We start from the raw sequence: 13,280 nt of genomic DNA, 5'->3' as shown, positions 1-13,280 counted from the left end.
AATTTGAAAAGAGTTGCATCACAATTAGTTGTAGCTGTAGTATGCGGATTTTTAGGTTTTTTATTAACATATCAATTCAAATTGTTAAGCAAAAAGAATGAACTGACTAATTCATATGAGAATTCAGATATTTTGAAAGAAGTAGAAAGTCTTAAAAAAGAAAAAGAAGAGCTTGAAGAAGCTAATGCTACTTTCAATGAAGAAATAAAAGCTTTAGAAGAGAAAGCAACTAGTGAAGGTGAATTAGAAGCTGAGGTAAAGAAAAAGCTGGATAATGCTAGAATGCAACTAGGACTAGTGGATGTAAAAGGACCAGGTATTATCATTACTTTAACCCCTAAGACATCTATCTTTGGTACTAACACATCGGATAGCATTAGGACAATTACAGAAGATGAACTTGTATATTTAGTAAATACATTATGGTATTCAAGAGCGGAAGCTATATCTATAAATGATATTAGAATAACTCCTCAAACCGGTATAAAAAATGCTGGTTCATCAATATCTATAGGTTCTGCAGGAAGAGTAGATTCAAGTAGCGAAATTATAATTAAAGTTATAGGAGATAAGTCTAAATTAAATGTTGGAGTTAGTTATGGAGGATCTTTAGAAACAGGAGCACTAAAGAACTATACCAATGATGTTAAGAGCAGCGATGAAATAACTATTACAAAAACAACACAGACTTTAAGAAGTGATTATTTAATACCTGTACAATAGGAGTGAGATTTATGATAGCATTTATAGGATTATTATTGGGAGTTTTTTTAGGATTATTATTTGATATTAATATACCAGATAAATTTTCACCATATATGTCAGTGGCTGTATTAGCTTGCTTAGATTCAGTTTTTGGTGCATTAAAAGCTAATCTTGCTAATAAGTTCCAACCAGATATTTTTATTTCAGGTTTCTTTGGAAACGCTATTCTTGCTGCAGCTTTAGCTTATCTTGGCGATAAGCTTGGAATTCCTATTTATATAGCAGCAGTAATAGTATTCGGAGGGCGCATATTTGATAACTTTGCTATAATCAGACGTATTGTATTAGAGAAATATAAAAATAGGCAAAGGAGTGAGTAGATGAAAAACTATAAATATAAGTTTTTTATCTTTATAGCGTCACTTATTATTGGATTTTTAGCATCTAATAATTTTAATATAAATTCTATGTCAAACTTATTTAAAATGAATGCACAAGAATATAAGAATGCTTCAGAAGAAAGGAATATGCTATACGAAAGTATAAGTGATTTGAAGGAAGAAAATTATAATCTACAAGAGCAATATAATAGTTATATTAATGATGAAACTGATTCAGCTAATATTGTTGATAACATGAGTTCTCAATTAAATGATTATTATGCCATTGGGGGACTTACTGAAGTAGAGGGCCCTGGAATTGTAGTTAAAATAGAAGATGGAGATTATGATATAAATAGTGACAGTCAGGAGGAAGTAAATAGAAGAACCCTTCATGATATTGATGTTGCTATGATAATAAATGAACTAAGATATATTGGTGCTGAAGCGATAGCTTTAAACAGTTATAGAATTTTAAATAATACAGGTGTAACTTGCAATTGGGCTTTTATCGGCTTTGAAGATGAAAGCATGGAGATGGCTCCTTTTTATTTTTATGCCATTGGTAATCCTGAACAATTAGAGACAGCTATAAAAGCTGAAGGAAGTTATATTAATGAACTTATAATAAGAAAGCTAAAAGTTGAAATAAATGTTATGGAAAGTATAACTGTGTTACCTACAAAAAAGAGTTATGATTCTTTATACATGCATAGGAATGACAAATAATTGATAAAATATTTGAAAGTATATTAAAAAAATACGAAAAAAATGTTATAATTAGATAGTATTAATAAAGGAAATATATCTTTCATAAAGAAAATAATATATACTCTTATAAGAGGGGGTGATTAGGATTAGTATTAAAGATAAAATTAAGGGCTACTTGGATGAAATACCAGAAGGTGTAAAACTATTAGCCGTTTCTAAGACTAAGCCCATTTCTGATATTTTAGAAGCTTATGATGCTGGTATACGTGATTTTGGCGAAAATAAAGTACAGGAGCTTTTAAGTAAGAAAGATGAATTACCTAATGATATTAGATGGCATTTAATAGGGAAACTACAAACCAATAAAGTTAAATATATTGTGGGAAAGGTTTGTTTGATTCATTCGCTTTCAAGCATTAGATTACTTAATAAAATTGAATGTGAGTATGAAAAAAATAACTTAGTAGCCAATGTATTAATTCAAATTAATATCGGAAGAGAAGAGAGCAAGAGTGGAGTATTAGAAGAGGATATTGAGAAGTTAATTTTAGCAGTTGAAAAATGTAATCATGTTAAAGTTAAAGGTATTATGGTTATTATTCCTAAGGGTGATGAAGTTTCGAATAGATATTATTTCAACAAAAGTAAACATATTTATGATGATTTAAGTAAGAAGAGTTATAAAAATATACAGATGGAAATATTATCAATGGGCATGACCTCAGACTTTAAAATTGCCATACAAGAAGGATCAAATCTAGTTAGGATTGGGTCGGGAATATTTGGAAAAAGATAATATGAAAAGGAGAGATATAGTATGTTTGGAAAGCTAAAGGAAATAATAGGATTAGGTGAATATGATGAGGAGTTTGATGAACTAGATGATGCTGAAGAAGAGGAAAAAAATCAAATAGAGCCAATAATTCAAAATACTCATGGTACAAAGGTTGTTAATATTCATAGTAATAATACCGCAAAGATAATGGTTGTAAAGCCAACAGCTTATGAAGAGTCAAGAGAAATAGCTGAAGCTGTTAAAAGTAGAAAAATAGTTGTAATTAATACAAATAGTTTAGACACAAAAATAGCTCAAAGATTAGTTGATTTTTTAAGTGGTGCTGCTTGTGTATTAAATGCAGAATTCCAAGAAATAGAACAAAGAGTATATCTTTTATCACCTCAAAATGTTGAAGTGTCAAATGAATTAAAAAGCGAAATAAGCTCAAAAGCATTATTTAGCTGGAATAAATAGGGGGTGGTTTAAATAGGAATTATTCGTAATTTTCTTAGCATACTTGTGAATGTACTTAATATTACTATCCTTGCAGAAGTAATATTTTCATATATTCCTAATGCAAGAGCAATGAGTATTTATAATATTTTAGTTTCTATAAATAATCCTATTTTAGAACCTATTAGAAGGCTTCAAAGCATGTTTCTTGGAGACATGATGATTGATTTTTCTCCAATTGTAGCTATTTTGCTTTTAAACATGATAAGTGGAATTTTAATTTATTAAGTGGTGTATTATGATATCAAAAGAAGATCTATTGAAAAACTTTGCAAATGAAGATAAGGATTCTGTAATCAGAATTTATGATAATTTAATGTTAGCAAAAAATAAAGATATACCTGTATTTTCAAAAAATTTCTGTCCACCCAATATTTGGAGCTATTTTGTTGAGAATTTTAACAATAATAGTTTTATTGTTGAAGCTGATGGTGCTTATGATGAAGCTGATAGAAGAATAATATCATTTAATAATCAATATTTTTGTGAATATCCTTTTATTTGTCTTAAAATTACCAATAAATCGAAATTTAAAGATTTAACTCATAAGGATTATTTAGGTTCAATAATGTCATTAGGAATTGAAAGAGAAAAAATAGGTGATTTGAGAGTGGTTCATGATTATGCTGTAGTACCGGTATATGAGGATATAGCAAATTATATTACAACTTCTATGGAATTTGTAGGCAGATGTCCTGTTGAAATAGAGATTGTTGATAAAGAACATTTGCCTCAAAGTGTCTTTGAAGAAATAGTAATTAACATACCTTCACTAAGAATTGATAATTATGTTTCGAAACTTGCTAACGTATCTAGAGCTAAGGCTATTGAACTAATGCAAAATAATAAAGTTTCAGTGAACTATTGTAAGATTAAAGAAAAAAGCAAAGAAATACAGGAAAATAATGTAATAACTATTTCAGGTATAGGAAAATTTCGTACTGGCAGTATTGTTGGCAATACGAAATCTGGTAAAAATAAAGTAGTTATAAAAAAGTATATATAGATGAGGGGATATAGTAATGAAGTTAACTCCAATGGATATAAAGAACAAAGAATTCAAAAAAGCTATAAGAGGATATGCTACTGATGAAGTAGATGAATTTATGGAAGAAATAGTAGAGAATTATGAAGAAATATTTAAGGAAAATTCTAGACTTAAAGATACAGTAAGCAGAATAAGAGAAAAAGTTGAGCATTATGAAAAACTAGAAGATACAATTCAAAATACATTATTATTAGCACAAAATGCGGCTGATCAAGCAAAAGAAAGCTCTCAAAAAGAAGCTGATTTAATAATGAAGAATGCTAATGAAAGTGCTCAGAAGGTTTTAGATAAGGCTCATAATGATGTGATTGCTGTGAATGATGAGTATGAAAAGATTAAGGAAGAGTTCATTAAGTTTAGAGCTAAGTTCAGAAATTTTATGAATGCACAATTACAAACTTTTGATGAACTAGAAAAAGATTTAACTAAGAATTATAATGTTTCAGAGACAGTTGAAGATTTAGATTTAAGTTCTAAGGATATACATATTTCTGAAGAGAAGCTAGATGCAGTTGTTGGAGAGGATAATTCTAGCGAAGAAATGAAAGAAATAAAAAGTTTTTTTGCAAATAATTAATTAAAGAGACCTAAAGGTCTCTTTTAAATTTTATATAATTATAGATAAGATATTGAGGATAATTATTTAATATATTATAATGTTCAGAGAATTAATAAAAAATGGAGTTTTTGAAATGGACAATTTAATTTTTAATGTTACTGATGAATTTATAGGTGAAAGGATTGATAAATATCTTTCAATGCAAATTCAAGGTAAATCAAGATCTTTTATTCAAGGCTTAATTACAGATAAAAAAATCGATATTAATGGGTCTGAGGTAAAGAGTAATTATAAGTTACGTAAGAATGATATAATAAATGTTATTTTACCGGAACCAATTGAGTTAAATGTAACTGCTGAAAAAATAGATATTAATATTATATATGAAGATGAAGATGTAGTGGTGGTAAATAAAGAAAAAGGAATGGTTGTACATCCTGCGCCAGGTAATTATAAAGGAACATTAGTCAATGCTCTATTATACCACTGCGGAGATTTATCGGGAATTAACGGAGTTATTAGGCCTGGAATAGTCCATAGAATAGATAAAGATACTTCTGGTATATTAGTAATAGCAAAGAATGATGCAGCACATAATTTTTTAGCAGAACAATTTAAGGATCATTCAATAAGAAGAGAATATTATGCGTTAGTTGAAGGTAGGTTTAACAAAAAAGAAGGCACTATTGATAAGCCATTAGGACGTCATAAAAAAGAACGAATAAAGATGGCAATAGTTGATGATGGTAAGAGAGCTGTAACTCACTATGAAGTTTTAGAGGAGTATAATAAAGGTGTTACATTGGTAAAATGTACATTAGAAACAGGAAGAACTCATCAAATAAGAGTACATATGGCATCTATAGGTCATCCTCTAGTAGGTGATTTGGTTTATGGGCATAATAAACAAAAGATAAAGATAGAGGGTCAGGCACTGCACGCTAAAACATTAGGATTTATACATCCAAGCACAAGAGAATATATGGAATTTAATTCAGAATTACCAGATTATTTTAATGATATACTAAGAGAGTTAAGAAAATAAAGGAGCAAGTATTATGACTAAATTAAAAGCAAATTTATTAGATGAAAAAGCCATAAAAAGAAGTTTAATAAGAATTTCTCATGAGATAATTGAAAAAAACAAAGGAGTTAACGATGTTGTTTTAATAGGAATTAAGAGAAGAGGATATCCTTTAGCAAAAAGAATAGCTGAGAATATAGAACAAATTGAAGGAGTAAAAGTACCGGTAGGTTATGTTGATATTTCGTTGTATAGAGATGATATATCTGAAATACAAGATTTACCAGAAGTTAATTCTGTAGATTTAGGTGTTGAAGTAAAAGGAAAAAAAGTTATACTAGTAGATGATGTTTTATATACATGTAGAACTGTTAGAGCAGCAATAGATGCAATTATCGATGTGGGGAGACCACTTGGTATACAACTAGCTGTATTAATTGACAGAGGTCATAAGGAGCTTCCTATTAGAGCTGATTATGTAGGGAAAAACATTCCAACTTCAAAATCTGAAATCGTTGCAGTAGAAATTGAAGAAATAGATGGCAACGAATGGGTTAAAATTTACGAAGCTTAAGAGGAGATAAAAATGGAATATAATTTAATTGCAACCACAACATTTGGTTTGGAAGGAATAACTTCAAGAGAATTAAAGGCACTTGGATATGATGATTTAAAAGTTGAAAATGGAAAAGTTGAATTTATTGGTGATGAAATGGATATAGCTATAGCTAATGTTCACTTAAGAACAGCTGATAGAGTATTTATAAAAATGGCAGAATTCCAAGCTAAAAGCTTTGAAGAGCTTTTCCAAGGAGCAAAGGCAGTAAAATGGAGTGAGATAATACCTGTAGATGGTGTTATGCATGTAGTAGGAAAATCTGTTAATTCAACATTACATAGTGTTCCAGACTGTCAATCAATAGTTAAAAAGGCTATTGTAACAAGTATGAGTGAAAGCTATGGAGTAGATACTTTTAGCGAAGATGGTCCTGTATATAAAATTCAAGTGGCTATCCTAAAAGATAAGGTAACTTTATCAATAGATACAAGTGGAGCTGGTTTACACAAAAGAGGATATAGAGAAGATGCAGGAATAGCTCCGTTAAAAGAAACTTTAGCAGCAGCACTTGTTCTAATTTCAAGATGGAAAGGAGAATATGTATTAGTTGATCCTTTCTGTGGTTCAGGAACTATATTAATTGAAGCTGCCATGATTATGCAAAATATCGCACCAGGATTATGTAGAAATTTTGTATCAGAGACATGGCCTACAATAGGGGCAGATGTTTATGAACAAGTTAAAGAAGGAGCAGAAAGATCTATAAAAAATAAAGATATAAAGCTTATTGGTTATGATATTGATGGAAGAGTGTTAAAAGTAGCAAGATCTAATGCTGAAAAGGCTGGAGTTGCTAAGTATATTGAATTCCATAAGAGAGATTTTAAACAATTCTCAGCTTCAGAGCATAATGGATTTATTATAACAAATCCTCCATATGGTGAAAGACTTGGTGATAAGGAAGAAGTTGAAACATTATATAGATATCTTGGTGGTAATAAAAGAACTTTAGAAAGATGGGACTTTAATATTTTAACTTCTTTTGAAGGGTTTGAAAGACCTTTTGGTAGAAAAGCTACTAAAAACAGAAAATTATATAATGGGAGATTAAAATGTTATTACTATCAATATTTTGATAATAATTTAATTAAAAATGATGGAGATACATTATTAAATCGTATATAAGGAAAATGGGTGAATTAGCACCCATTTTTTATTCTTTCCTAATATTTAAATCTGTATAGTTTTTAGGATCTATATATAATGTATAGTTAGTATGATAGATAACCATACCTGGTTTAGCACCAGAAGGCTTTTTTAAATTTTTTACTAAAGTATAATCCACAGGAACTTTAGTAGAATTCTGAGCTTTACTATAGTAAGCAGCTAGAGAAGCAGCTTCCTCTAAAGTTGAATCAGGTATATCAGTTGCACAGATTATTACATGTGAGCCAGGTATATTTTTTGTATGAAGCCATAAATGATTTTTGCTGGCTAATTTTAAAGATAAATAATCATTTTGAATATTATTCTTACCTACATAAATATCTATTCCATCAGAAGAAATAAAATGTAATGGCTTTGATGTTTTGCTTTTCTTTGAATTTTTGTTTTGTTTTCTTTTTCTAATATACTCTGTTGTAATTAATTCATTTTTTATATCTTCAATCTCTTCATAATTATCTGCATTTTGTATATTTATTAAAACTGAATTCAAATATAGTAATTCTTCGGAGTTTTTCTCTAATTGTTCTTTGGCAGCTTCTTCAGATTTTTTTAGCTTATTATACTTTTTATAATAACTTTGAACATTTTCTGCAGGTGATTTATTAGGATCTAAATTTATAGTGATATCTTCATAGTCTTCACTATAGAAGTTATGTAATGTTATCTCTGAATCATTAGGATTTATACTATAGATAAATGATGTTAACAGGTCACCTTTAATTTTATAATCTTCCTTTGTTTTACACTTTGCAAGCATTGCATCAAGTTTTTCAGATTTTTTTAAGCAGCGGTCAATATTAGTATGGAGCAATCTCTGAAGATTTATAGATCTATTTTTTAATCTTTCTTGCTTATCTTTTTCTTTGTAGAATTTATCAAGTAAAACATTAGGATTAGGGAAATTTAGAGTTACACATTCAGCAAAACTATTTAACTTCATACAGTAAAATTCAACAAAATCTCCATTTTTAGTATAGATGTTATATTGTAAATTACTATTAAGTTGATGGATAAACTTGACAAAATAATTATAAAGTATAGTTGTTGTTATTTCATCTTCAGAGTAGGTACTAATCAAATCTTTATATAAGTTTTTTGATAATGTATTACTTACTCCAGTGAATATTTTATTAAATATCAAATTATTTAATTCTAGATTATTATTAGAGATAAATTCAGTAAAGTCTTTAAGTTGGAACTTGAATGGATTAAGCTTTGGAGAAACCGGTGGATAATTATATGTTACTCCAGGATAAAGAGTCCTAAAGCTATTAACATCTGAACCAACATGCTTGATACACTCCATAATCTTATTATCTCTTTCACGTACAAGAGATATATTACTATGACGACCCATTATTTCAACAATTAAATAATAAATGCTGTTAAATCCAAGCTCATCAGAAGATTCTATGCAAATTTTAATAAGTCTATCGCAATCAATTTGCTCAATGCCTAAAATCTTTCCACCTATAAGATATTTTCTTAATACCATTGTAAACATAGGTGCTTGAAGTGGATTTGGCTTACTTTCTTCTGTAATATGAATACGTGGATATTTAGGAGAGGATGATATTAAAAGTCTAATATTTTGCCTATTTTTTCTAAGTGTTAATATTATTTCATCTTTCTCAGGTTGATTTATTTTATCTATTTTTGAATTTATTATTGATTTTTTTAAATCTTCGACTAAACTATATAAGTAGATACCGTCTAATGCCATAAGTGTCATCCTTTCTTTATGTTAATATCTAAGGTAAGTATAACATTTATTGTAATATATATTCAATGGATTATTGTCGTTAGAAAGTATAAATAAAATACTAGTGTTAGAGAAGGGTGTAGTATGAAAAGGCGTTTTTTTTCAGTTTTAATGACAATGTTTATAACCATAATGTTACTTAATGGTTGTAACACTAATAAAGAAATAAAAAATGATGAACAAAATCAAGCAAAAAAAGAAATACAATTAGAAAATGGAGCGTGTATTAATGAAATAAGTGGTGGGTATGATATTCTTAGTATTAAAGAAAGTGAGTATAATATTATAGATAACGAAAGATTTATCTTAAGTTTTAATAAAAACTCAGCTTCATATTTATATATAAGTAATCAGACCTATTATGTTCATTATGATGGTTCCGACATTGAATTAAGGGATAAAAGTGTACAAGCACCTTTGTTTTCACCTGATGGTAATTATTTGTTTTATTTTACTAAAGACCAATATCTACAACCAGTGATATATGATCTTAAAAATTCTGAAAAACTGGATCTTAAAATTAATTGTAGTATTTCAGGGACATATGCTACATGGTTTAGCAATGAGAAGATAATTTACTATGGAGTGAAAAAGGACAGTAAAACTAGCGGTATGTTTTCATATGATTTAAAAAGCAATGAAGAAAAATTGGAAGAAGAGATAAGTGGTGGGTATGTAAGTTTTATAAAATTCTTTGGTTCAGAAGTCATTTTCTTTATAGAGAAGTATAACGGAGAAAAATCGTTAAAATCACTAAAAGTTAATGGAGATGTTGTAGCTATATCTGATAACGTTGTAGAAGTTTATGATATAGAAATAATTGATGAAAATATTTATCTATTAGGTAGAATGAGTGATAATGTTTATTCATTATATGACTTATCAAAGAATAAAAGATTAATCTTTAATTTTCCAAGTAAAGTAATATTTGAAAAAGGATTAAGCCATACAGATAATGGTGAAATACTGTTTATTGGTAATAATGATGGCAGCACTAAAGAAAAAATATATGCATATGCCAATGATAGTATATATATGATAAATTTAGATTCCGGTGATTACACATTTATTGAAATTAATTAATAGTTAAAAAGCAGTTTAGAAAAATTCTAAGCTGCTTTTTGATTATTATTAGCAAAAAGTGTTAATTATTAGTACTAGGAGGAATTAGTAAATGAATGAAGTAATGCTAAATGATATTGACATTTTAATTTCAAGAAAAATAAGCAAAAGTAAAGCGGAAAAAGCTAGGATACTTCCTTTTAAAGAGGATGGTGGAAAAGTGTATATGCTTTGTGAACTTCATGATGAAAGCATTTGTAAAGAGATGCAATTTCTCTATGGATGTACAATATGTGAAATATTTATAAGTAACGATAAGTTAAAGTATCTCATAAAGAAAGTTTTCTTTTCACAGGATAATAATAAAATTGAAGATGAAATAATTTGGGAAGCCATTGATAAGAAAGCTTCAGATTTACATTTTGAACCCTACAAGGATATAGTATATGTAAGAGTGAGGATTGATGGAATCCTTAGTCTTCTATATATAATAACTAAAGAGGAATACTCAGCTATATTATCAAGAATAAAGATTAAGTCTTCTTTAGATATCACAGAACATAGAAGGCCACAAGATGGTAAGATAACAATGGATATAGATGGAAATACATATGATTTACGTGTATCTATCATTCCAGTGGTTTTTGGTGAAAAAATAGTATTAAGAATTTTATATAATAATGGGTTTAACTATTGTATAGATAATTTGAAGCTACTTCCTAAGCAAAGACTTGAACTTGAAAAAATAATAAATAAGAATACTGGCCTAGTTATTGTAAATGGACCAACTGGTAGTGGTAAATCTACTACATTATATACAATATTAAATTATGTTAATAAAAGTGAAGTTAATGTTGTAACACTTGAAGATCCGGTAGAAGTAATAATAAATGGAGTTAATCAAATGATGGTTAATAGCAAGGAAGGAGTAAGTTTTGCAAATGGGCTTAGAAGTATAATGCGTCAGGATCCAGATGTGATAATGGTTGGAGAGGTAAGAGATGAAGAAACTGCTGTTATGGCTGTAAGAGCAGCTCTTACTGGTCATAAAGTATATACAACAATTCATTCAACAGAACCAAGAGAGGTATACTTAAGATTGGAGGAAATGGGTATAAAGAGTTATTTAATTAGAGAATCTCTTGTGGGAATAATATCTCAAAGACTTATTAAGATGCTATGTGATTCCTGTAAAGAGGAAGAAATTATAACTTATAGAGGTAGCAGAGCAAAAATATATAAAAGGGGAATTGGTTGTGAAAAATGTAATTTCACTGGTTATTTAGGGAGAGCGTTAATAATATCTATTAATGAAATCACCAAGGATGTAAAGAAAAAACTGGTTAAAATTTATGATGATAATACCATATTAACCAATATCCAAATGGTAGATAATTTAAATAATTTATTGATAAATGGTAAAATTTCTAGGCTTGATTATATGGAATTTATCGATAGAGAGGAGCTAGAGTTTGATTATGAAGGAAGTTTCAAAACGGAAGGCTAATTGGAATAGCTTATCAGTAATTGCCGATAATATAGCTAAGCTATATGGCGATGGTCTTCCTTTTGTATATATTTTTGAGTTATTGGCTGATTTGGATATAGGAGACAAATATAAACGAGCATTATTTAAAATAAAAGGAAGAATTAAAAGTGGTATTTCTTTAGAGGATGCCTTTAAAAGTCAAGGAGAGTTATTTCCTAATTTCTTTGTGGAAATGGTAGGTGTTGGTGAAAAGACAGGAAATATATCAGAAGTACTAAATGGGTTAAGTATGTTTTATGGCAAGATGGCTTTTATTAAGAAATTTTTAATTAATGCGTTATCTTATCCTTTAATAATCTTTATAAGCTCCTTAGCAGTTATTATTTTTTTAAGTATAGCAATTATACCTAACTTTAAAGAGGTATATATTTCTTTAGGCAAAGATGTGCCAAAAAGTTTTAATTTTATCATTAATCTAAAAACTTTTATTTATCACAATAAAGCTTTAAGTTGTGTTTATTTTTTCTTATGGGGAGTGGTATGTCCATATATAATTTGTAAAGTGTTTTTAAAAGAGAAATTTTTGAAGATTCTTTGTTTAATTCCTATATATAAAAGATTTGTGGAGTACATAAACATTATGCTTTTAGCAGTGGTGATAAAGAGTGGAGTAAATTTAATTAAAGGATTAGAGTTTTGTAGTGAAATACAATTATTAGGAAATAATAATACAGTAGTCAGAGAGATAAAGAATAAGGTTATATCTGGCAATGGATTAAGTGATTCTATGGCTCAAACAAAAATTTTTTCTAAATATACCTTAGCACATATAAAACTTGGAGAAGAAAGTGGGTCTTTAGATTTAAGACTTATACAAATTGAAAAATTTTTATTCAATAATATTCAAGAAGATTTAAATAAAAAGATATCCATGATACAACCATTAATTATTGTATTTATTGGTGTATTTGTATGTATATTTATTGTGGTTTTTATACTGCCTGTATTTGGAGAATTAATATGAAGTTTCATTATAAGAAGGCGTTTACTTTATTAGAATTACTTATAAGTATATCAATAATTATCGTTGTATTTTCATTGTCATTTAGAGGTAAGAAGATTTTAGACGCTACCATTAATAATATAAAGGCACATACAGCTGTAAGTAATATGTGTGATTTTTTAAGCTATAGTAAATTTTATTGTAATAAAAATAACTCATCGGTAATAATTAATTGTAGAAATAAGGGTTATGCAGAATTTGTAGATCCTAGCAAAAAATTCTCTAAAAAACTAAAATTACCTAAAGGTTTTAATTTTATTACTAACTATAGTATAAATTGCTCTAATGAAGGAGTTTTATCTTCTGGAAGTATTTATATATGTGATAGCTATAATAATTTTTATAAAATAACCATATCTGTTGGTGTTGATACTATAAATGTATATTATGGAGAATAACT

16 protein-coding genes are annotated in these 13,280 nt (G+C 28.2%); 15 read left to right on the top strand and 1 reads right to left on the bottom strand.

From position 1 onward, the window contains the following. The first annotated feature begins 3 nt into the window (after nucleotides 1-3). The 11 genes from BHW04_RS11085 (at nucleotide 4) to BHW04_RS11035 (ending at nucleotide 7,462) form a co-directional block, all read left to right on the top strand. Nucleotides 4-723 carry a DUF881 domain-containing protein gene (locus BHW04_RS11085; RefSeq protein WP_302699665.1) on the top strand — a complete coding sequence of 240 codons (720 nt, stop codon included), beginning with the start codon at nucleotides 4-6 and terminating at the stop codon, nucleotides 721-723. A gap of 11 nt (nucleotides 724-734) precedes the next feature. Then, entirely contained in the window at nucleotides 735-1,085 is a 351-nt protein-coding gene (locus tag BHW04_RS11080) for a small basic family protein (RefSeq protein ID WP_302699663.1), read from the top strand. Continuing rightward, the gene (locus BHW04_RS11075; RefSeq protein ID WP_302623226.1) at nucleotides 1,086-1,814 is read left to right on the top strand and encodes a DUF881 domain-containing protein; all 729 of its coding nucleotides are present in this window, start codon (nucleotides 1,086-1,088) and stop codon (nucleotides 1,812-1,814) included. A gap of 127 nt (nucleotides 1,815-1,941) precedes the next feature. Then, nucleotides 1,942-2,592: a YggS family pyridoxal phosphate-dependent enzyme gene (locus BHW04_RS11070; protein WP_186835126.1), complete on the top strand. Its 651-nt coding sequence runs from the start codon at nucleotides 1,942-1,944 to the stop codon at nucleotides 2,590-2,592. Nucleotides 2,593-2,613: 21 nt separating this feature from the next. Next, nucleotides 2,614-3,048, top strand: coding sequence for a cell division protein SepF (locus BHW04_RS11065; RefSeq protein WP_022212634.1), 435 nt, complete (start codon nucleotides 2,614-2,616; stop codon nucleotides 3,046-3,048). A gap of 45 nt (nucleotides 3,049-3,093) precedes the next feature. Further along, a complete protein-coding gene (locus BHW04_RS11060; protein ID WP_186835117.1) occupies nucleotides 3,094-3,315 on the top strand; it encodes a YggT family protein in 222 nt (73 codons plus the stop codon). Between the two features lie 10 nt (nucleotides 3,316-3,325). After that, nucleotides 3,326-4,093 (top strand): YlmH/Sll1252 family protein, encoded by a 768-nt coding sequence (locus tag BHW04_RS11055; protein WP_022212633.1) that lies wholly within the window; start codon nucleotides 3,326-3,328, stop codon nucleotides 4,091-4,093. A 16-nt stretch (nucleotides 4,094-4,109) separates the two neighbouring features. Next, nucleotides 4,110-4,712, top strand: coding sequence for a DivIVA domain-containing protein (locus BHW04_RS11050; RefSeq protein WP_302623228.1), 603 nt, complete (start codon nucleotides 4,110-4,112; stop codon nucleotides 4,710-4,712). Between the two features lie 115 nt (nucleotides 4,713-4,827). After that, entirely contained in the window at nucleotides 4,828-5,739 is a 912-nt protein-coding gene (locus BHW04_RS11045) for an RluA family pseudouridine synthase (RefSeq protein WP_302630612.1), read from the top strand. 13 nt (nucleotides 5,740-5,752) lie between these two features. Continuing rightward, nucleotides 5,753-6,292 (top strand): bifunctional pyr operon transcriptional regulator/uracil phosphoribosyltransferase PyrR, encoded by a 540-nt coding sequence (gene pyrR, locus BHW04_RS11040; protein ID WP_302623230.1) that lies wholly within the window; start codon nucleotides 5,753-5,755, stop codon nucleotides 6,290-6,292. 12 nt (nucleotides 6,293-6,304) lie between these two features. After that, nucleotides 6,305-7,462: a THUMP domain-containing class I SAM-dependent RNA methyltransferase gene (locus BHW04_RS11035; protein ID WP_302699659.1), complete on the top strand. Its 1,158-nt coding sequence runs from the start codon at nucleotides 6,305-6,307 to the stop codon at nucleotides 7,460-7,462. 28 nt (nucleotides 7,463-7,490) lie between these two features. Here the strand turns inward: BHW04_RS11035 and BHW04_RS11030 are convergent, their stop codons facing one another. Continuing rightward, entirely contained in the window at nucleotides 7,491-9,227 is a 1,737-nt protein-coding gene (locus tag BHW04_RS11030; protein ID WP_302699657.1) for an Rqc2 family fibronectin-binding protein, read from the bottom strand. Nucleotides 9,228-9,350: 123 nt separating this feature from the next. Here BHW04_RS11030 and BHW04_RS11025 point away from each other — a divergent pair, with 123 nt between their 5' ends. The 4 genes from BHW04_RS11025 to BHW04_RS11010 all read left to right on the top strand — a co-directional run bounded on the left by BHW04_RS11025 (nucleotide 9,351) and on the right by BHW04_RS11010 (nucleotide 13,278). Further along, entirely contained in the window at nucleotides 9,351-10,349 is a 999-nt protein-coding gene (locus BHW04_RS11025; protein ID WP_022212628.1) for a hypothetical protein, read from the top strand. Between the two features lie 91 nt (nucleotides 10,350-10,440). Next, nucleotides 10,441-11,835: a GspE/PulE family protein gene (locus BHW04_RS11020; RefSeq protein ID WP_302630609.1), complete on the top strand. Its 1,395-nt coding sequence runs from the start codon at nucleotides 10,441-10,443 to the stop codon at nucleotides 11,833-11,835. Further along, entirely contained in the window at nucleotides 11,807-12,841 is a 1,035-nt protein-coding gene (locus BHW04_RS11015; RefSeq protein WP_302699655.1) for a type II secretion system F family protein, read from the top strand. The genes BHW04_RS11020 and BHW04_RS11015 overlap by 29 nt, the downstream gene beginning before the upstream one ends. Next, nucleotides 12,838-13,278, top strand: a complete 441-nt coding sequence (locus tag BHW04_RS11010) for a prepilin-type N-terminal cleavage/methylation domain-containing protein (RefSeq protein ID WP_022212625.1) — start codon at nucleotides 12,838-12,840, stop codon at nucleotides 13,276-13,278. The genes BHW04_RS11015 and BHW04_RS11010 overlap by 4 nt, the downstream gene beginning before the upstream one ends. Nucleotides 13,279-13,280: the final 2 nt, after the last annotated feature.

This window comes from Clostridium sp. 29_15, from assembly GCF_001916075.1.
GTDB classification, from domain to species: Bacteria; Bacillota; Clostridia; order Clostridiales; family Clostridiaceae; genus Clostridium; species Clostridium lentum.
This window is presented reverse-complemented; position numbering and strand designations above follow the sequence as displayed.